Source organism: Streptomyces bottropensis ATCC 25435 (genome assembly GCF_000383595.1).
Taxonomy (GTDB): Bacteria; Actinomycetota; Actinomycetes; order Streptomycetales; family Streptomycetaceae; genus Streptomyces; species Streptomyces bottropensis.
Genome location: NZ_KB911581.1, coordinates 1636915 through 1655766, shown reverse-complemented (window position 1 = coordinate 1655766; position 18852 = coordinate 1636915). Strand labels below are relative to the sequence as shown.

19 protein-coding genes are annotated in these 18852 nt (G+C 73.0%); 12 read left to right on the top strand and 7 right to left on the bottom strand.

The genetic code is table 11. The features are described 5' to 3' along the window. The first annotated feature begins 20 nt into the window (after nucleotides 1-20). From STRBO_RS0107480 to STRBO_RS0107450, 7 genes are all read left to right on the top strand, one after another. On the top strand, nucleotides 21-533 hold the full coding sequence (locus STRBO_RS0107480; protein ID WP_202499691.1) for a protein-tyrosine phosphatase family protein: 513 nt from the start codon (nucleotides 21-23) through the stop codon (nucleotides 531-533). Nucleotides 534-604: 71 nt separating this feature from the next. Then, complete coding sequence (locus STRBO_RS0107475; protein ID WP_020114009.1) at nucleotides 605-1354, top strand: hypothetical protein; 750 nt, start codon at nucleotides 605-607, stop codon at nucleotides 1352-1354. Beyond that, a complete protein-coding gene (locus STRBO_RS0107470; protein WP_005480331.1) occupies nucleotides 1351-2661 on the top strand; it encodes a sensor histidine kinase in 1311 nt (436 codons plus the stop codon). The genes STRBO_RS0107475 and STRBO_RS0107470 overlap by 4 nt, the downstream gene beginning before the upstream one ends. A gap of 279 nt (nucleotides 2662-2940) precedes the next feature. After that, the gene (locus STRBO_RS0107465) at nucleotides 2941-3297 is read left to right on the top strand and encodes an SH3 domain-containing protein (protein WP_005480332.1); all 357 of its coding nucleotides are present in this window, start codon (nucleotides 2941-2943) and stop codon (nucleotides 3295-3297) included. Between the two features lie 43 nt (nucleotides 3298-3340). Then, nucleotides 3341-4756 carry an FtsW/RodA/SpoVE family cell cycle protein gene (locus tag STRBO_RS0107460; RefSeq protein ID WP_005480333.1) on the top strand — a complete coding sequence of 472 codons (1416 nt, stop codon included), beginning with the start codon at nucleotides 3341-3343 and terminating at the stop codon, nucleotides 4754-4756. Further along, on the top strand, nucleotides 4753-6216 hold the full coding sequence (locus tag STRBO_RS0107455; protein ID WP_005480334.1) for a penicillin-binding transpeptidase domain-containing protein: 1464 nt from the start codon (nucleotides 4753-4755) through the stop codon (nucleotides 6214-6216). Before STRBO_RS0107460 ends, STRBO_RS0107455 begins: the two co-directional genes overlap by 4 nt. An 85-nt stretch (nucleotides 6217-6301) precedes the next feature. Beyond that, nucleotides 6302-6835, top strand: coding sequence for a DUF3291 domain-containing protein (locus STRBO_RS0107450; protein WP_005480335.1), 534 nt, complete (start codon nucleotides 6302-6304; stop codon nucleotides 6833-6835). Here the strand turns inward: STRBO_RS0107450 and STRBO_RS39960 are convergent. After that, nucleotides 6828-7652: a hypothetical protein gene (locus STRBO_RS39960; RefSeq protein ID WP_237547608.1), complete on the bottom strand. Its 825-nt coding sequence runs from the start codon at nucleotides 7650-7652 to the stop codon at nucleotides 6828-6830. The two genes, STRBO_RS0107450 and STRBO_RS39960, sit on opposite strands and share 8 nt — an antisense overlap. A gap of 171 nt (nucleotides 7653-7823) precedes the next feature. Between STRBO_RS39960 and STRBO_RS0107440 the strand changes: the two genes are divergently transcribed. The 4 genes from STRBO_RS0107440 (at nucleotide 7824) to STRBO_RS0107425 (ending at nucleotide 10912) form a co-directional block, all read left to right on the top strand. Continuing rightward, nucleotides 7824-8780, top strand: a complete 957-nt coding sequence (locus STRBO_RS0107440; RefSeq protein WP_005480337.1) for an AurF N-oxygenase family protein — start codon at nucleotides 7824-7826, stop codon at nucleotides 8778-8780. A gap of 307 nt (nucleotides 8781-9087) precedes the next feature. Further along, complete coding sequence (locus tag STRBO_RS0107435; RefSeq protein WP_005480338.1) at nucleotides 9088-9813, top strand: TetR/AcrR family transcriptional regulator; 726 nt, start codon at nucleotides 9088-9090, stop codon at nucleotides 9811-9813. Nucleotides 9814-9823: 10 nt separating this feature from the next. Next, nucleotides 9824-10141, top strand: coding sequence for a hypothetical protein (locus STRBO_RS0107430; protein ID WP_005480339.1), 318 nt, complete (start codon nucleotides 9824-9826; stop codon nucleotides 10139-10141). A 102-nt stretch (nucleotides 10142-10243) separates the two neighbouring features. Next, nucleotides 10244-10912, top strand: a complete 669-nt coding sequence (locus tag STRBO_RS0107425; RefSeq protein ID WP_005480340.1) for a coiled-coil domain-containing protein — start codon at nucleotides 10244-10246, stop codon at nucleotides 10910-10912. On the opposite strand, the gene STRBO_RS0107420 is transcribed toward STRBO_RS0107425, so the two are convergent. The 5 genes from STRBO_RS0107420 to STRBO_RS0107400 form a co-directional block, all read right to left on the bottom strand. Beyond that, a complete protein-coding gene (locus STRBO_RS0107420) occupies nucleotides 10885-12120 on the bottom strand; it encodes a styrene monooxygenase/indole monooxygenase family protein (protein WP_005480341.1) in 1236 nt (411 codons plus the stop codon). The genes STRBO_RS0107425 and STRBO_RS0107420 overlap by 28 nt on opposite strands. Nucleotides 12121-12177: 57 nt before the next feature. Continuing rightward, nucleotides 12178-12780 carry a GTP-binding protein gene (locus tag STRBO_RS0107415; RefSeq protein ID WP_245170653.1) on the bottom strand — a complete coding sequence of 201 codons (603 nt, stop codon included), beginning with the start codon at nucleotides 12778-12780 and terminating at the stop codon, nucleotides 12178-12180. 226 nt (nucleotides 12781-13006) lie between these two features. Then, complete coding sequence (locus tag STRBO_RS0107410) at nucleotides 13007-13549, bottom strand: DUF742 domain-containing protein (RefSeq protein ID WP_005480343.1); 543 nt, start codon at nucleotides 13547-13549, stop codon at nucleotides 13007-13009. Then, nucleotides 13546-14049 carry a roadblock/LC7 domain-containing protein gene (locus STRBO_RS0107405; protein ID WP_028796523.1) on the bottom strand — a complete coding sequence of 168 codons (504 nt, stop codon included), beginning with the start codon at nucleotides 14047-14049 and terminating at the stop codon, nucleotides 13546-13548. Before STRBO_RS0107405 ends, STRBO_RS0107410 begins: the two co-directional genes overlap by 4 nt. Then, nucleotides 14046-16922 (bottom strand): sensor histidine kinase, encoded by a 2877-nt coding sequence (locus STRBO_RS0107400; protein WP_005480346.1) that lies wholly within the window; start codon nucleotides 16920-16922, stop codon nucleotides 14046-14048. Before STRBO_RS0107400 ends, STRBO_RS0107405 begins: the two co-directional genes overlap by 4 nt. A gap of 376 nt (nucleotides 16923-17298) precedes the next feature. Here STRBO_RS0107400 and STRBO_RS0107395 point away from each other — a divergent pair, with 376 nt between their 5' ends. Continuing rightward, a complete protein-coding gene (locus tag STRBO_RS0107395; protein WP_005480348.1) occupies nucleotides 17299-18084 on the top strand; it encodes a protein phosphatase 2C domain-containing protein in 786 nt (261 codons plus the stop codon). 15 nt (nucleotides 18085-18099) lie between these two features. Here the strand turns inward: STRBO_RS0107395 and STRBO_RS0107390 are convergent, their stop codons facing one another. Continuing rightward, a complete protein-coding gene (locus STRBO_RS0107390; RefSeq protein WP_005480349.1) occupies nucleotides 18100-18600 on the bottom strand; it encodes a MarR family winged helix-turn-helix transcriptional regulator in 501 nt (166 codons plus the stop codon). Between the last annotated feature and the right edge of the window lie 252 nt (nucleotides 18601-18852).

The window sequence follows — 18852 nt, the reverse complement described above, 5'->3', positions numbered from 1 at the left end:
AGGGGCTTGGGGAGGCGCCGTTGCGGACGCGCAGGAAGCAACCCGACGTGCCGGCTCCGGGCGAACCGTGGAGCGAGATCGTGCCCGGTCTGTGGATGGGCGGGCACGAGTTCGCGGGACGGACCGGCACCGGGGACATCGAGTTCGCGGTCGTACGCGACGAGTTCGATCTGGTGCTGACCCTGCTGCGGCTACCGGGGTACGGGCCGGACGACGGCGTCGAACACCATGTGTGGCCGATCCCGGACGGGCCGCTGGACGGTACGCAGCTGGCGGGCGTGATGCGGCTGGGGCAGGCGGCGTGCGACGCGCTGGAGGACGGCAAACGGGTCCTCGTCCGCTGCTACAGCGGGTACAACCGGTCGGGTCTGGTGGTGGCGCACGCGCTGATCCGCGACGGACACTCCGCCGAGGAGGCGATCCGGCTGATCCGCACCCGCCGTTCACCGTGGGCGCTGCACAACGAGCTGTTCGTGGAATACCTGCGCACGGGGCTGGCGACCGTCCGGTTCCTGGAGGAGCTGGCCGAGTAGCGGGGCGGGCGGGTGCGGTTCTTGCGCACGAATAGGGTGTACTGGACCGAATCGACGCCCTCAGGAGTCCCGTGTTCCCCAGCCGCCCCGTGCGTGCGGTCGCCGGCGCCTCGCTCGCCCTGGCCGCCGGCCTGCTGCTGGGTGCCTGTGGCGACTTGGGTGGCCTGGTGAGCGCTGGCGCGACGGCCACCGCGAGCGGGCCGACCCGGCTGTGGCCCGGGGAACCGCCCGCCTCCTCCCCCGCCTACGACTACGGCGAGGCCGAGACGGAGATCGTCAAGGGTGTCGAGGCCCGGGGGAACATCCGTGAGGTGGACCCGGTGGCGGTCGTACGCGCCGAGATCGCCGCGCATCCCGAGATGTACTCCGGGTCCGACGCGGTCTACGCCGGCACGACCGCGCGCATGGCGGACTGCGGCGGGGGCGCGGAGCGCTCCCGGTGCCCGGTGCTCGACGCCTACTACCGGGACCTCACCGGCGACGGGCGCGAGGACATGGTGCTCGGCTTCCGGCTGCTGCCCGGCAATCAGACGGCGGTGCGGATGTACACCGTCCGGGCGGACCGGCTGGTGCAGGTGCTGGCCAGCGACGACGCGGTGCTCGCGGTCGAGCTGGCGGGGCGGACCGTGATCATCCGCTCGCCCGCGGCGATCGTCGGCTACGAGTACCGCACCCAGTGGACCTGGGACGAGGACCAGCTGGCGATGCTCCTCACCCGCGACGAGATCCTGCGCGTGGGCACATCGGCGCGCCCGTCCCCCGGCGGCGGGACGACGCCGGCCGCCACGCCCCGGCCCTCGCCGTCCGGCGGCCCGCGATGAGCACGGTGCGGCGCGAGAGCGCGGCGAGGCCCGCGGCGAAGACCGTGCGGAAACGGTTCGGCCTGCCGCGCTGGACGTCCTCGCTCACCTGGAAGGCGCTGGCCTTCATCACCGTCATGTGCTGCGGGCTGGCCGCGCTGCTCGGCGCCCTCGTGCATGTCTCCGTCACCGACCGGACCGTGAGCGACGCCCGCTCCCGGGCGCTGGACCGGCTCGACGAGGCGGCGCGGGCGTACGAGGCCGGGAACCGGCTGCCGCCGGAGGCCGGCATCGACACGCCGGAGCTGCCGGGGTCGCTGCGCGAACTGGCGATGAGCGGGCGGCGCGGCACGATGGTCGGGGTCGCGGGCGGATACCCCGCCATGTGGGCGGCCGCCCCCGCCGACGGCCGCGCCCTCGCCGTGCGGATCGACTACGCGCAGAGCGCGACCACGATCGAGAACCTCGACCGGGCCATCCTGGGCTCCTCGGCGCTGGCGATCGGGGTGACGCTGATCGTGGGCGCGTTCGGCGTCACCGGGGTGACCCGGCGGCTGCGGACGACCTCGCAGGTGGCCCGGCGGATCAGCGCGGGCGACCTCGACGCGCGGGTCGGCGACCCCCGCACGACGGACCCGGCGCGGTACCGCGACGAGGTGGCCGCGCTGGCCGCCGCGCTCGACACGATGGCGTCCACGCTGCAGCGCAAGCTGATCGGCGAGCAGCGGTTCACCGCGGACGTCGCGCACGAGCTGCGGACACCGCTGACCGGGCTGCACGCGGCGGCCGAACTGCTCCCACCGGGGCGGCCGACGGAACTGGTGCGGGACCGGGTCGCCGCGTTGCGGACGCTGACCGAGGATCTGCTGGAGATCTCACGGCTGGACGCGGGCGGCGAGCGGCTGGACCCCGACGCGATCCGGCTCGGGGTGCTGGCGGAACGGGTGGCCGCGCACGCGGGCGGCGAGACGGTGGTGCGGGTCGTCGAGGACGCGTGCGTGGAGACGGACCGGCGGCGCCTGGAGCGGGTGCTCGGGAACCTGGTGGCCAACGCGCACAAGCACGGGCGGCCTCCGGTGGTGCTGAGCGTGGAGGCGACGGCCGAGGGAGCGGTGGTGACCGTGCGGGACCACGGCGACGGGTTTCCGGAGTACCTGAGGGCGGAGGGGCCGCAGCGGTTCCGTACGGAGGGTTCCCTCAAGGGACATGGGCTGGGGCTGACGATCGCGGTGGGGCAGGCGGAGGTGCTGGGGGCGCGGCTGGCGTTCGAGAACGCGGAGGACGGGGGCGCGTCGGCCGTTCTTCGGCTGCCGGCCGGCGGGGACTGATCGCGCCCGCGCGACGAGGCCACCGCGGGTCCGCACGCGGGGCGCTCGTCGTCGGCCGGCAAGAGCGCGCGATGTCGCGGTGTCGGCCGCCAAGGGGGTGCGGTGTCGGCTGCAGGTCGATGGAGGCTGGTCGAGCGGTTCCCCCGCGCCCCTGAAGGCGGGGCCGCGCCCCGAAAGCCGGGCCCGCCCTGATGGACCATCGCGGAAGGCGCCCCACCCTCCCTCCTCCTAACGTGGCGAATAGTCAGCTTCACCCCCGTTTTCCTGGAGGAGCGTCAGATGTCCCTGCGGATTCTGCTCATGCGGTTCGGTATAGCGGCTGCCGGTGGCGCCCTCGTGGCCTTCGCGGCCACGACCCCCGCCGTGGGCGCCGGACAGGAGGACCCCCGGAAGAGCAAGCAGACCGTCAAGGGCGAGGTCGTCACCCGTACCGGTCTGATCCTGCGCAGCGCGCCGACCCGCGGCGGCGCGGTCGTCCGGGTCGCGCCCTACGGGGAGATCGTCAGCATCTACTGCCGGGCCGACGGGCAGACCGTCGACGGCGACAGGCAGTGGTACCTGCTCGTCGACGGCACCTGGGCCTGGGGTTCGGCCCGGTACATCGACGCCTTCAAAACGCCACGCACGTGCGCCTGAGCGACAAGACCCGCAAGGCGTACCGTTTGGGTAAATTCCGGGCATGACCACCAATGCCGGAACGACCCTGGCGGCGGGCCCCTCGGACCCGTCCCCGCCCGCCGTACGCCCGCTCCGGCGCCGAGGCGTCGAGTTCACCCTCACCGTCGTGGCCGTCCTGCTCTCCGTGTACGGCTACTGCGCTGTCGGTCTGGCGAAGAACGGCACCGTCCCGCCCGGCGCCACCGACTACGGCGCCGGGCTCGGCGTGCTCGCGCTGCTGACCCATCTGGTGGTCCGGCTGCGGGCGCCGTACGCCGATCCGCTGCTGCTGCCGATCGCGGTGCTCCTGAACGGCCTGGGCCTGGTGCTGATCCACCGGCTCGACCTGGAGACCCCGGCCGACCACGCGGCGCCCGCGCAGCTGAACTGGTCGACGCTCGGGGTGGCGCTGTTCATCACGGTGGTGACCCTGCTGCGCGACCACCGGGTGCTGCAGCGGTACGCCTACGTCTCGGTGGTGGCCGCGCTGGCCCTGCTGGCGCTGCCGATCCTGTTCCCGCCGGTCAACGGGGCCCGGATCTGGGTGCGGATCGCCGGGTTCTCCCTCCAGCCGGGCGAGTTCGCGAAGGTGCTGCTCGCGCTGTTCTTCGCCAGCTATCTCGCGGCGAACCGCAACGCGCTGGCGTACGCCGGGCGCCAGATCTGGCGGTTCAAGCGCCTCCAGCTGCCCACCGGGCGCGTGCTCGGCCCGATCGTCACCATCTGGCTGCTGAGCGTCGGCGTGCTGGTCCTCGAACGGGACCTGGGCACCTCACTGCTGTTCTTCGGGCTGTTCGTGATCATGCTCTACGTCGCCACGGGCCGCACCGGCTGGATCGCGGTGGGGCTGCTGCTGGCGTGTGTGGGCGCGGTGGCCGTCGGCTGGCTCGAACCGCACGTGCACAGCCGCGTCGAGGACTGGCTGCACCCCTTCGCCTCGATCGAGGCGGGCCGGGGCCCCAACCAACTCGCCCAGTCCCTCTTCTCGTTCGCCGCCGGCGGCCTGCTCGGCACCGGCCTCGGACTCGGCCACTCCGTCCTGATCGGCTTCGCCGTCAAGTCGGACTTCATCCTGGCCACGGCGGGCGAGGAGCTGGGCCTGGCCGGCCTCGCCGCGATCTTCCTGCTCTACGCCCTGCTGGTGGAGCGCGGCTTCCGCACCGGCCTCGCCCTGCGCGACCCCTTCGGCCGCCTCCTGGCCACCGGCCTCGCCTCGATCATCGCCCTCCAGGTCTTCGTGATCGCGGGCGGTGTCACCGGCCTCATCCCCCTGACCGGTATGCCGATGCCCTTCCTCGCCCAGGGCGGCTCCTCCGTCGTCACCAACTGGATCATCGTGGCCCTGCTGATCCGGCTGAGCGACTCGGCCCGGAGGCAGGACGAGCCCGGGACACTCCCCCAGAACCCCTGCGCCGGCCCGGAGGTCCGGGGCACATGACCAAGTACATCCGCCGCGCCGCCGCCCTCTGCGCCCTGCTGCTGGTCGCGCTCCTCGTCAACGCCACCCGTGTCCAGGTCCTGCAGTCCCGGGCCTACGACGACAGTCCCGCCAACCGCCGCCCGGTGATCGCCCGTTGGGGCCAGCCGCGCGGGGACATCGTGGTCGAGGGGCGCCCGGTCACCGGCTCGACGGACACCGGTGAACAGCTCCGCTTCGAACGGACGTACAGGGACGGCCCGTTGTACGCGCCGGTCACGGGCTTCGCCTCCCAGGTGTACGGCACGACCTTCCTGGAGAACGCGGAGGACTCCCTCCTCGACGGCAGCGACCCGCTGCTGTCCTTCCTCCCCCTGTGGAACGACCTCACCCGCGACCGGAACGCCGGCGGCCAGGTCGTCACCACCCTCCAGGACGGCGCCCAGCGGGCGGCCTACCTCGGGCTCGGCGCCCGCCGGGGCGCGGTCGCCGCGCTCGAACCGGCCACCGGGCGCGTCCTGGCGCTGGTCTCACGCCCGTCGTACGACCCCGGGGTGCTCTCCGGCAACGGTCCCGAGGTGACCGAGGCGTGGGCCCGGCTGAACGCGGACGCGAGCAGACCGATGCTCAACCGGGCGGTGCGGCAGACCTATCCGCCGGGTTCGACGTTCAAGGTGGTGACGGCCGCCGCCGCGCTGGACGCCGGGGTGGTCGGGGACGTGGACGCCCCCACCCGCTCCCCCGCCCCGTACACCCTGCCGGGCACCACGACGTCCCTGTCCAACGAGGTCGAGGGGTGCGAGAACGCCTCCCTGCGCCATGCCTTCGAGTGGTCCTGCAACACGGTCTTCGCGAAGCTGGGCGTGGACGTCGGCCTCGGCGCCATGACGGACACGGCGCGCGCCTTCGGCTTCGACGGCGCGGGCCTGCGCATCCCGTTCCGGGTGGCGCCCAGCACCTTCGACACCGAGATGGACCGGGCGCAGCTCGCGCTCTCGTCCATCGGTCAGTACGACACCCGGGCCACGCCCCTGCAGATGGCGCTCGTCACGGCGGCCGTGGCCAACGGGGGTTCGGTGCGGGCGCCGTACCTCGTCGAACGCACCACCACGGCCGACGGCCGCACGGTCGCCGGCTCGAACACGCGCACCCTCCGCCGAGCCATGGACCCGGCCACCGCGCGGCAGCTGCGTGACCTCATGCGGGGCGTCGTCGAGGACGGCACCGGCGCCAACGCCGCCCTGCGCCACGCCATCGTCGGGGGCAAGACCGGAACCGCCCAGCACGGCATCGGCAACTCCGGCACTCCCTTCGCCTGGTTCATCGGCTGGGCCCAGTCCGACGACGCGCTCGAACCCGAGGTGGCCGTGGCGGTGGTGGTGGAGGACGCGGAGGCGGTACGGGGGGAGATCAGCGGGGGCGGGGACGCGGCGCCGATCGCGCGGGAGGTGATGCGGGCGGTGCTCGGTGCCTCCGGCTGACGGGGGCTCACGGTGGCCTCCCCGCGCGACCACCAGGTGAGATAAGGAGTGTGATCCCCGAGCGGCCCCGACCTATCGTGCGGCCATGACGACCGCCCCGTACGAACTCGCCCAGGTCAACATCGCCCGTCTCAAAGCCCCGCTGGACTCACCGCGGTTGAAGGACTTCGTGGACGGGCTCGATCCCGTGAACGCGGTCGCCGACTCCTCCGCCGGCTTCGTCTGGCGTCTGCAGAGCGACTCAGGCAACGCCACGGACGTGCCCGTCCTCGGCGACGAGTGGCTGATCATCAACATGTCGGTGTGGCGGGACACCGACGCCCTGACCGCCTTCATGTACCAGGGGCAGCACCGGGAACTGCTCGCCCGCAGGCGGGAGTTCTTCGAGCAGGTGGCCGAGGCGATGGCCACCCTGTGGTGGGTGCCGGCCGGTCACCGCCCCAGCGTGGCCGAGGCGGAGGAACGGCTCCTCCATCTGCGCGCCCACGGTCCGACGCCCTACGCCTTCACGCTGCGCACGTCGTTCCCGGCGGGGCCGGCGGCACCGGCGCGACCGGTCATGGCGGACGTGGCGGAGGTACCCGACGTGGCGGACATGCCGGACGCCGCCGTCAGCTGATCCGCTGCCGGATCTCGGAGCGGACCTCCAGGGTGCGCTCCGCGAAGGCCTTCACGTCCACCTTCGAGGGGTCCTGCCCGACGCTCGACGCGCCGAGTTCCGCGATGGACGCCCCGGTGTTGCCGTCGGCCCAGGCGCACATCGGGTACGTGATCTCGCTGCCGGCCTGCTTCTGGGTGACGACCTGGCAGCTGATGGTGAGATCCCCGTCACCGGGGGTGTAGTCCTTCGGCGGTACGACGACCGTGATCGAGTCGACCTCGGCCGCGCCCTTCAGCATGTTGTCGCGGGCGGCGTCGGTGTTCTTGAACCTGCCGTACATGCCCGAGACGATCAGGGCGCCCTGGGCCCCGTCCGCCGAGGTGTACTGCCCGACGGCGGCCTTGACGTCCCGGGCGTCCCAGGCACCCTCCGCCTCCTCGGCCACCTGCTGCCCCGAGGTGTCGGAGAGATCCTGGGCCAGCTTGTACTCGTCGTCCAGCACGGTGTCGGGCAGCGTCAGCCTGTACTCGGCCTCCGGGAATCCGCTCGTGCTCTGCGTCCCGACGACCCACAGCCCCACCGCGGCGACCACCACGAGCGCGACGACCCCGCCGACGATCCCGAGGATCAGCCCCACGCGGCTCTTGGGCGGCGGCGGGGGCTGCCAGCCGCCGGGGGGCGGCGGGCCGGGCTGCTGCGGGGGGTACGGCTGCTGGCCGTACGGCTGCGGCTGCGGCGGGTACGGCTGCTGACCGTACGGGCCTGGCTGGGGCTGCTGGCCGTAGGGCTGGGGCTGCTGGCCGTAAGGCTGGGGCTGGTGCTGCGGTGGAGGCATGGACACGCCAGCACGCTACTGCACGGGCCGTCACGGCGGGGCACCGGCCGATCGGTCCGTCGGTCCTCGACAAGTGGCGCGCAAAGGATTGACGGCCTTGCTGACAAGTAGTCTCATAAGCGATGACCGCCGGTAACGGTACGAACTTCCCGACGAGGAGCTGCGACAGCCATGACCACGGTGCCCCCGGTGAACACGACGGACCCGGTGTCGGAGGCGGAGGTGCTGCGCGACGCGCTCGGGCTGCTCAAGGACCGGGAACAGGTGGCCGAGCGGCTGCTCGTGTCCTCCGCGAAGCACTCCTTCGACCCGGACAAGGAGCTGGACTGGGACGCCCCCTTCGAGGAGGGGAAGTGGTTCTGGCCGCCGGAGCTGGTGTCCCTGTACGGGACGCCGATGTGGCGGAAGATGTCGCAGGAGCAGCGGATCGCGCTGTCCCAGCACGAGGCTGCGGCGCTGGCCTCCCTCGGCATCTGGTTCGAGATCATCCTCATGCAGCTGCTCGTGCGGCACATCTACGACAAGGCCGCGACGAGTGCGCACGTCCGCTACGCGCTGACGGAGATCGAGGACGAGTGCCGGCACTCGAAGATGTTCGCCCGGCTGATCAGCAAGGGGGACACCCCGTACTACCCGGTGAGCCGGCTGCACCACAATCTGGGCCGCCTCTTCAAGACGATCTCGACGACCCCCGGGTCCTTCACCTCCACCCTCCTCGGTGAGGAGATCCTCGACTGGATGCAGCGGCTGACCTTCCCGGACGAGCGGGTCCAGCCGCTCGTCCGGGGCGTCACCCGGATCCATGTCGTCGAGGAGGCCCGGCACGTGCGGTACGCCCGCGAGGAGCTGCGGCGCCAGATGGTGACCGCTCCGCGGCTGTCCCGGAGCTTCACGCGGGTCACCTCCGGGGAGTTCGCCCGCGTCTTCGCGGTGGCGTTCATCAATCCCGAGGTCTACACGAACGTCGGCCTCGACCGGCGGGTGGCCGTCGCGCAGGTGCGGGCGAGTGCGCATCGGCGGGACATCATGCAGACCGGCGCGAAGCGGTTGACGGACTTCCTGGACGACATCGGGGTTCTGCAGGGGGTGGGGCGGCGGATGTGGAGGTCGTCGGGACTGCTGGCGTAGCGGTGCGGCTCCGGTCGCGACGGGGCGGCGGGGGTTCGGTGCGTGGGCGTGTGCGGGTCCGGAGGGGCTTCTCGCGCAGTTCCCCGCGCCCCTGAGAAGCCGGGGCTGCGCCCCGTGCTTTTCGGCCGAACCCGTGATCCCGTCGCCTCCGGGCACCTCGGCCTCCAGGCCCGCAGGGCCTGGTCTTCAGGGCCGCGGGGAACGGCGCGAGAAGCCCCACCCGGCCCGCACCCGTCGGCGCACCCGAGGTCGCACCCCCTGACGCGAAGAGGGCGGCGTGCCCCCGGGCCCGACTACTCTGCGAGGTATGACGTCCGAGGCCCCCACCCGCGCGTACCGCCGGCTCAGCGTGGAAGAGCGGCGCAGTCAGCTGCTGGACGCCGCGCTGGAGCTGTTCGCGCACAACGCGCCGGAGGACGTCTCCCTCGACGACGTGGCGGAGGCGGCCGGCGTCTCCCGTCCCCTCGTCTACCGCTACTTCCCCGGCGGCAAGCAGCAGCTCTACGAGGCGGCCCTGCGCTCGGCCGCCGAGGAACTGGAGCACTGCTTCGACGAGCCCGCCGAGGGCCCCCTCACCAGCCGCCTGGCCCGCGCCCTCGACCGCTACCTGACCTTCGTGGACGAGCACGACACCGGTTTCAGCGCCCTCCTCCAGGGCGGCAGCGTCGTGGAGACCTCCCGGGCCACGGCCATCGTGGACGGGGTCCGGCGGGCCGCCGCCGACCACATCCTGCGGCACCTGGACGTGGCCGAACCGGGCCTGCGGCTGCGGATGACCGTCCGGATGTGGATCACCTCCGTGGAGGCCGCCTCCCTCATCTGGCTCGACGAGGGCAAGCAGCCGGACGTCGGCGAACTCCGCGACTGGCTCGTCGAGCAGTTCGTCGCCTGTCTGGCCGCGACCGCCGGCCGCGACCCCCAGACCGCCGCCGCCGTACGGCAGGCCCTGACCGTCGAGACCTCCGCCGGCGCCGTCGGCACGCTGGCCCGCCGCGTCCTGCCCGTCGTCGCCGACGCCGGGCACCTGCTGTGACACTGGTCCGGTGAAGAGCCAAGACACCCCCTTCGTGGGCGGCCCCCTCGACGGGCGCGTCCTGCCCGTGCTGCTCGGCATCACCGGGCACCCCCCGAAGACGTACCGGATCCCGGTCCCCGGCGCGGCGGGCGGTCCGCCGACCGTGCTCGTCTACCGCCGGGTCGGCGCGGGCCGGGGCGGCTTCATGCACCAGCTGTGGACGTACGAGTACGCCCCGGACGCGGACCCGAGCCGCCGCCCGAGGTGGCCCTGGTCCAAGCCGGGCTCCTCGGCCGCCGGGCAATCCGCCACGCCGCCCGCGCGGCCGCGCCCCACCGACGAGTGACACCCTCGCGCCGAACGGTCCACCCGGCGCGCACCCTCCCCCGGCTCCTCCCATGCTGCCGGTGCGAGGTGGACGGCCCACCTGCGCACGGGAGGTGATGACATGTCAGGAAGGCTGCTGCGCCTGTTCGGTACGGCGACGGTGACGGCGCTCACGACCGGCGCCCTCCTCACCACGGCCTCCGCACCGCTCGTGGCGGCGGCGGAACCCCCCGGCGAGCGCCCGGTCGCCGACCTCCTCACCGATCTCCGGCGTCTGCACCGCGAGACCGTAAGGGCCACCGAGGCGTACACCACGACCGACCGCGAGCTGACGAAGCAGCGGGCCGTGGTGGCGGACCTCGACCGGCGGCTCGTGACGGCCCGCCTCTCCCTGCACGACAGCCGGGGCGCGGCCGGCCGGCTGGCCCGGCAGCAGTACCAGAACAGCAGCACCGCGCTCTCCCCGTACGTACGGCTGCTGATGACCGATGACCCGCACCGGGCCCTGGAGCAGGGCCATGTCATCGGACAGGTCGCCCGGGACCGCGCCGACACGGTCGAGCGGCTGGTCGGCGACGAACAGGACACCGACGCCCTCGCCCGCAGGGCCCGGGTGGCCCTGGACCGTCAGCTCACGCTCGCCGAGCGCCGTCGGCGCGAACACGACACCGCCCGGGACCGCCTGTCCGAGATCGAGCGACTCCTCGCCTCGTTGACCCCGGACCAGCTGGCGGGCATCAGGAAGTCGGAGGGGAACCCCGCCTACGAACCGGCGACCTCCGCGAGGTAGGCCCGCGTCTTCTCCGCCTCGTAGAAGTACCCCTCGAAATCCGCAGGATCGTCGAACCCGTTGGCAAAACGATCCGCCACGGCCGGCAGCTCCTCGGCCGCCCCCACCAGCCCGAGCACATGCTCGGCCGGCGGTGCCAGCATCGTGGTGGTCCACTTGGTGACGGGCTCCGCGACCTGCCAGAACCGTGCGAACGTCCGTCGCATCCACGCCTCGTCGAACTCCCCGTCCCCGTGGTCGAGGATCGCCGCGAGGTAGACGGCCGCGCACTTGGTCGCCGAGTTCGCCCCCTGCCCGGTCAGCGGATCGTTGGCCACGACGACGTCCCCGGCGCCCAGGACCAGACCGCCGCCGGGGAGTTGCGCGACGGGGTGCCGGACGACGGGGGTGTAGCGGCCGGTCAGCGCCGCTCCCGCGTCGGTCACCTCGGCCCCGGCGGCGCGCGCGTACTCCCAGGGGACGTACCGCTTCATGAGGTCCAGGGTCAGGGCGAGCTGCTCCTCGGCGCCGCGGACGCCGTCGAAGACGTCGAGCGGGCCGCCGGGCAGGCCCAGCCAGAACAGGGCGTCGGCGCGGCCGGAGGTGGTGAGGACCGGCTGGACGATGAGTTCACCGAGGCCGGGCACCAGGTTGCAGCGGGCCGCGTCGAACTCCGGGTGCTCGGGGCGGGGGCCGAGGCCGTGCACGTAGACGGCGGCGAGCGCGCGCTGCGGCTCGGTGTGGGGCGAGCGGGCGGAGTCGCGGGGGAACATCCGCACCAGTTCGCCCTTGCCCGCGGTGACGAGCACGAGGTCGTAGGCGCGGGAGAACCAGTCGAGGTCGGAGACCGCGGCGCCGTGGACGACCAGCTGACCGCCGCGCCGGGCGAACGTCTCCAGCCAGCCGGCCATCTTGACCCGCTGGTCGACGGCCTGCGCGTATCCGCGCAGCCGGCCGACCCAGTCGACGGCGCGCTCCCCGTCCGGTCCGGCGACGGAGACGCCGACGCCCTCGATCCTCGGCGCCTGCGTCTCCCAGAAGTTCAGGTCGAGGTCACGCTCGTGGCGGAGTGCCGAGTCGAACATGCACTGGGTGGACATGATCCGGCCGGCGCGTATCTCGTCGGGGGTCCGATTGGACATCAGTGTGACCCCGTACCCGTGCGACTGGAGTCCGAGTGCCAGGTGCAGCCCGGACTGGCCGGCTCCGACGACGAGAATCTTCCGCATCCGGACAGGTCTCCTGGTTCGTCCGTGGCGTCCCGTGTGCCTCCCGCGGGGGAGGGACTACTCGGGGCTGAGGGATATCGCGTGCCCGCACAGCGCCAGCAGGGTCTCCATCGCCGAGGCCCGCTTGCGTGCGTCCATGATCATGACAGGTACGTGCGCGGGTACGGTCAACGCGTCCCGGACGTCCTCGGGTTCGTAGCGCACGCTGCCGTCGAACGCGTTGACCGCGACGACGTACGGCAGTCCGCAGCTCTCGAAGTAGTCGAGCGCGGGGAAGCAGTCGTCGAGGCGGCGGGTGTCGGCGAGGACGACGGCGCCGATCGCGCCACGCACCATGTCGTCCCACATGAACCAGAACCGCTCCTGGCCGGGCGTGCCGAACAGGTACAGGACGAGGTCGTCGTCGAGGGTGATGCGGCCGTAGTCCATGGCCACCGTGGTGGTGAGCTTGTCCGGGGTCGCGGAGAGGTCGTCCGTACCGGCGCTGGCCTCGGTCATGAGCGCCTCGGTCCGCAGCGGGGTGATCTCGGAGACCGCGCCGACGAAGGTGGTCTTGCCGACGCCGAAGCCGCCCGCCACCACGATCTTCGTGGCGATGGGGGCCCGGCTGAGGTCGGACTGCCAGGGTTTCAGCTCCTCCTCGGGCTCCGCCCCGGGCACGGCCGCCGCGGTGTCGGCGAGCCGGTCGGGTCCGCGGGAGGCGGCTCGGGAGTAGCCCCCGGGCGGGGGCACGTCCACGTCGACGCCGGGTGCGCCGAGCCCGGCGCGCACGGTGTCCGCGTCGAGGCGGGGAGCGTTCGCGTCGACCTCGACGCGGGGGGCGTCGTCGTCGACGCCCGGGGTGACGCCGGCCGAGGCGTCGGAGGTGACGCCGGCCGAGGCGGCGTCAGAGACGGCGGAGTCCACTCAGCACCCTTTCCAGCAGAGCGCGGTCCGGCTGTCCCGGTCCGTGACCTGTTCCGTACACACGGATCTTTCCCTGGTCCGCGAGATCGCTGAGGAGGACGCGGACCACACCGAGCGGCATCTTCAGCAGCGCGGAGATCTCCGCCACCGTCCGCATACGGCGGCAGAGTTCGACGATGGCCCGCATCTCGGGCATCACCTTGGAGTTGAGTGAACCTCCCCCACTACTCAACATGTGGGCGGTGCCCCCAGGCAACTCCCGTCGCTCGGCCGGGGCTTCGAGAACCGCGACGAACGTCTCCACGAGCAGGACGTGCCCGAAGCGGGTACGGCCGCCGGTGAGCGAGTAGGGGCGTACGCGGGCGGGTTTACGGTCACCGCCGCGCACCGGGAGCTTCACGGACTGCCTCGTCGCGCCGGCCTTCGGCAGAACCGGCCGCTTGGCCTGGCCGGGCTCATGGGCGCGTGCCTTGTTCTTCCGCTTCCGCCCGTGCCCCGGGCTCTGGCTCTGGCCGCTGTTCATCGGGGGCTCCCGGCCGCCTCGGCCTCCAGGGACTTGCGGAGTTCGCTGCGGAGTTCCGGGGTGAGGACGTGTCCGGCGCGGCCGACGAAGAGCGCCATGTGGTACGCCACCACGCTCATGTCGCAGTCGGGGGCTCCGTGCACGCCGAGCAGCGAGCCGTCGCTGATCGACATCACGAAGAGGCTGCCCGCCTCCATCGCGACCATCGTCTGCTTGACCCCGCCCGACTCCATCAGCTTGGCGGCGCCGATGGTGAGGCTGCCGATGCCGGAGACGATGGTGGCCAGGTCGGCGGCGGAGCCGCGGGGACCCTGGGGCCGTTCCTCCCGGACCTGGCGGACCTCGGCGTTTCTGCCGGGGTCGGAGGAGAGCAGCAGCAGGCCGTCGGAGGAGACCACCGCGACCGACAGCAGTCCCGGCACCTCCTCGACAAGGTTGGTCAGGAGCCAGTGCAGGTTGCGGGCTTCACTGCTCAGTCCGAAGGTCATGGGCGCGGTCAACTGCTTTCCTCCTCGGAAGTGCCCCCCGTGGTGTCAACTGCCTCTGTCCGGTACTCGTGCGCCACGGGCATCCGCGTCTCGCCCGACTGCTCGGCGATCTCCGCCTCGACGTCGCGGCGCCCCTCCTTGGCCCCCTGGTGGAACCCGCCCAGCCGACGGCGCAGTTCCTCGGCGTTCACGCCCCCGGCGCGGGGCCGGGGCGCCGTCGGGGTGGGCGCGGTGATCCGGGGCGTGCGCTTGGGCAGCCCCTTGTCGGTGAGGCGCGGGGTCTCCTCGCCCCGTGGCCCCTTGGTCCCGGCCCGTGGCACCTCCGCCGTGCGCGCCGTGTTCCCTTCGTCGGCGGCACGTTCGTGGGTGTCGGGTTCGATCGTGTCCGGATCGTCGGCGTCGGTGTCGTCGGCGGCGCCGCTCGCGCCGCTCGCGTCGCTCTCCTCGCCGGTGCCCTTCCCCGGGGCCACCGGAGCGAAGAGCTCCATCGTCGTCTCGGACACGGACTCGGCCCCGCTCGCGGGGTCGGCCCCGGGTTCGTCGTCTTCCGGTACGACGTTCCCGGTGACCTCGGCGGCGTCGGCGGCCGTCCCCACGGCCTCCCTCGCCAGCAGTGCCCGCTCGGCCGCCTCGATGAGCGGGTCTCCGGCGCCTTCCGGTTCACGGACGGCGACGGAACGGCCGGGCAGGACATTGGAGTTGGCCTCGGCGTCGGCGCCCGGCAGGGAGAGCGAGGGCGTGATCGGGACCGGGCTTCCCACGGGCACGGCGGGCGTGGGTGCCAGCAGCGCCTTGGGCAGGACGACGACCGCGGCGGTGCCGCCCGAGCCGTGCGGCTGGAGCCGCACGGGGGTGCCGAGCCGGTGGGCGAGGCGGGCGACGACGTACAGGCCGAGGCCGAGGCCCTGGCCGTCCTCCTGCTCGTAGGGCGCCTCGGGGTCGAAGTCGGTGAGGCGGGCGTTGAGCCGGTCGAGCCGGTCGGGGGCGACGCCGATGCCGCCGTCCTGGACGGAGAGGGCGATCTCGCCGCTGTCCAGCAGCCGGCCCGAGACCTCGACGGACATCTCCGGCGGCGAGAACGAGGTGCCGTTCTCCAGGAGTTCGGCGAGGAGGTGGCTGAGGTCGTCGGCGGCGAACCCGGCGACGTGCGCGCCGGGCGGCAGCGCGGCGATGCGGACGCGTTCGTAGCGCTCGATCTCGCTGACCGCGGCCCGGACGACGTCGACGAGCGGGACGGCTCCGGCGTGGTGCTGGATGTGCTCGTGGCCGGCCAGGACGAGGAGGTTCTCGCTGTGGCGGCGCATGACGGTCGCGAAGTGGTCGAGCCGGAACAGTGTGGCGAGCCGGTCGGGGTCCTGCTCGCGCTCCTCCAGCGACTCGATGACGGCCAGCTGCCGCTCGACCAGGCCGAGGGTGCGCAGCGCGAGGTTCACGAAGGTCGCGTGGACGCTGTGCTGAACCTTCGACAGATACGCGGTGGCGTCGGCGAGTTCGGCGCGCAGCCGGTCCCGGTCGTCGGCCATCGTCTGGCGCTGGCCGATGAGGTGCTTGCGGTCGCCCTCCAGGGGCGCGAGGCGCTCGTGCAGGGCGAGGGCGTGCGCGTGGAGCGTGTTGACCGAGCGTACGACCTGGGCGAACTCGTCGTTGCGGCCGGTGAACTTGACCGGTTCCTCGGTGGCCGGGCCGCCGGCGACGCGGGCGGAGCCGATGCGCAGCACCGCGAGCGGGCGGGTGAGGGAACGGGCCATGCCGGTGGCGACGCCGACGGCGAGGAGCATCAGGGCGCCGAGCACGGCGACCCGGATCTCCAGCGCGGTGACGTCCTCGTCACGCAGCCGGGCGAGGTCCTTGGTGCGCCGGTCGTACAGGGAGGACTCGGCGCCGCGCATCAGGTCCACGCGGGCGGAGAGCGCCGCGTCGACCTTCTTGGCGCTGGTGCCGGCCTCGCTGTCGGAGAGCGTGGGCTGGTCGGTGAGGTCGGCCAGATACGTGTCGGCGGTACCGGCCTCGGGGCCGGTGACCGTGGCGTCGTACGAGGAGCGGCCGGTGGCGGGCGCGGTCTCGCGGAAGTCGGCGAGGGCGGCGTCGGAGCGCACGCGGGCCTGCTGGGCGGCGACGGTGAGGGCGTCGCGCTGTTTGGCGTCGGCGTCCGAGGTGCCGGTCGTGGTGGTGGGCAGCCCGGTGACGGGGTCGACGACGGTCCGTGTGGTCGTCGGGACGCTGAGCGCGGCGACGAGCAGCCCGCGGGCGGCGGCGGCCTGCTGGACGGCGGTGTCGAGTTCGGCGAGCGCGTGGGCGCCGCCGCCGGCGCGGGGCGGCAGCCGCTCGGCCAGCTCCTCGGCGAGGGCGTGGAGTTCGGTGACGACGGCGGTGTACGCCGTGTGCGCTTCGAGGGCGCTGCTCTTCCCGGTGAGCGCCGACTGCCGTACACCGGCGATGGACTCGGCGGTCTCGACGGTCCTCCGCATCGCGGCGGAGGTGCCGGAGTCCGCGCTCAGTTCCGCGACCTGGGTGTCGACGCGGTCGCTGCGCTGCTTGCTGGGCGCGGCCGAACCGGGCCGCCCGGCGGCGATGTAGGCGGTGACCTCGTCCCGCTCGTCGGCGAGCGCGTGCGCGAGGGTGAGCGTCTCCTGGGTCTGCCCGGCGAGCGTGACCAGGCTCTGGGTGTCACGCAGTTGCTCCGAGGCGGCGAGGATCGACGGTGCCCCGGCACCCGCTATGGCGGCGGCCACGACCGCCACGGCGACGATGAGCCGGTTGCGTACGTGCGCCTTCCGCCCGGTGCCGACGGCCGGGGCCTGCGTCGTCCCCTGCTGGTTCGGGGAGGCCGCGGAGGCCTTCGAGGCTGCCTGCTTGTCTGCGCGCCGAGGCCGCGTCTTCTGCACCGGTGCTCGCATTCCTGACTCGTGTACCCATGGGCCCGGGTGACGATCCGTCAACTCGTCGCATACGGCCGTCCCCCCGGTACGGCTCCCGACCCTCCCAGTGCCGGTGGGCAGCGGTCCCGCATCATCAGTCCCGCCACCCGAAGGAGTGAACATCCCCGGGGAGTTGGCGGGCAAGTTCCTCCGGCTCGCGGGTAGGCCCCGCACGTCGGGCCGGTTGGACGTCGGCGACGCGCTTTGACAGTATTCGCCGCCGCGCTTCACCGCTCACGATCATTCCATGCCAAACCGGCGGCCCTTCAGGAGGGTCGGGACCGTACGGCGGCCGTTGTCGGCCCTTCGCGGATCCTGTGGCGGGCTCGTGCAGACTGGCCGAATGCGCACCGAACTGGTCTCGGAGCCCGGCGACCCGCTCCGCCCCAACGAGGACTTCGCGTCGGTGGCCCTGCCCGCGGGGGGACAGGGCGGCGCCCTCGTCGTCCTCGACGGCGTGACTCCGCCGCCCGACGGCTACGGCTGTCGACATTCGGTCGCATGGTTCACTTCCCGCCTCGGCGGCACCCTGACCGAACTGTCCGTTTCGGAACGGGATTCGCCCTTGCCCGACGTGCTCTCACAGGCCATTTCCCGTACCGCGCGGGCCCACGTCCAAACCTGTGACCTTTCTCACCCACGAACCCCACAGGCCACGGTGGCCCTCGCCCGCTGGTCGCCGACGGCCGTGGAGTACCTGGTGCTGTCGGACTCCGCCCTGCTGCTCGAACGGCCGGACGGCACGGTGACGGCCGTCCTGGACGACCGTCTGTCCCGACTGCCCCGGGCCGCCCTGGCCTCGGCCGCGATCGTCGACTCGACCGTGCGCAACCGGGAGGGCGGCTTCTGGACGGCGGCCGCCGACCCGGCCGCGGCGGCACGGGCGGTGACGGGAACCCTGCCGCGCGAGGAGGTCCGTTCGCTCCTGGCGATGACGGACGGCGCGAGCCGGTGGGTGGAGACGTTCCGCGAGGGCGACTGGACGGCCTGCCTCACCCTTGTCCGCAAGACCGGGGCGCACGGCCTGGTGCAGCGGGTGCGGGAGCTGGAGACCACCGATGTGGAACGCGAGTTCCTGGGCCGGGGCAAGCGGCACGACGACGCGAGCGTGGTCTTCGTGCGGGAGTGAGGGGCGCCGCGCCGCTCAGCTCTCCACTCCGCGGTTCAACTGGTGCAGCAGATGCGCGAGTTGGGCCACCTCGTCCCGGTCCCAGCCCGCGAGCTGTCGTACGTACGCGACGCGGCGGGCGTCCCGGACCGCCCGGAAGCGGGCCCGGCCCTCCTCCGTGAGGTGGACGAGCCAGGCGCGGCCGTCGGCGGGGTCGGGCTCGCGGGCGATGAGGCCGAGGTGCTCCAGGGCACGGAGCTGACGGGACATGGTGGCCTTGCCCACGCCGATGTAGGCGGCGAGTTCGGTGGCACGCAGGCGGCCGGCCTCGTCGAGGCGGGCGAGGAGGCCGTAGGCGGCGGACTCCAGGTCGGGGTGGACGGCACGGGCCATCTCCCCGGACTTGGCGCGGGCGCGCCGCAGCAGGACCGTCAGCTCCCGTTCCAGCGCCAGGAACGCCTGGTCCATACCGCCCGCCGGCAGGTCGCCACCGACACTGCCGTCGCCGCCGTCGCCGTTTCCGCCTACGTCGTGCACGTGGGTGCTCCTGATTCCGATTCCGGGTACCTGCGAGGGCCGCCGTCGGGCAGCACCGGTCAGTATTTCGCAGGCAGGGAGTGGACACCGTCCAGGTCGCCCGCGGGCCGGTGGGGCCGGCTTCTCGCGCAGTTCCCCGCGCCCCCGAAGGGCCTACGGCCCCTTCGGGCCGAGACGCAGGGGCGCGGCCCCTGCTCCTCAGGAGCGGGGGGACTGCGCGACCAGTCCCCACCGGCCCCGTACCCGACAACG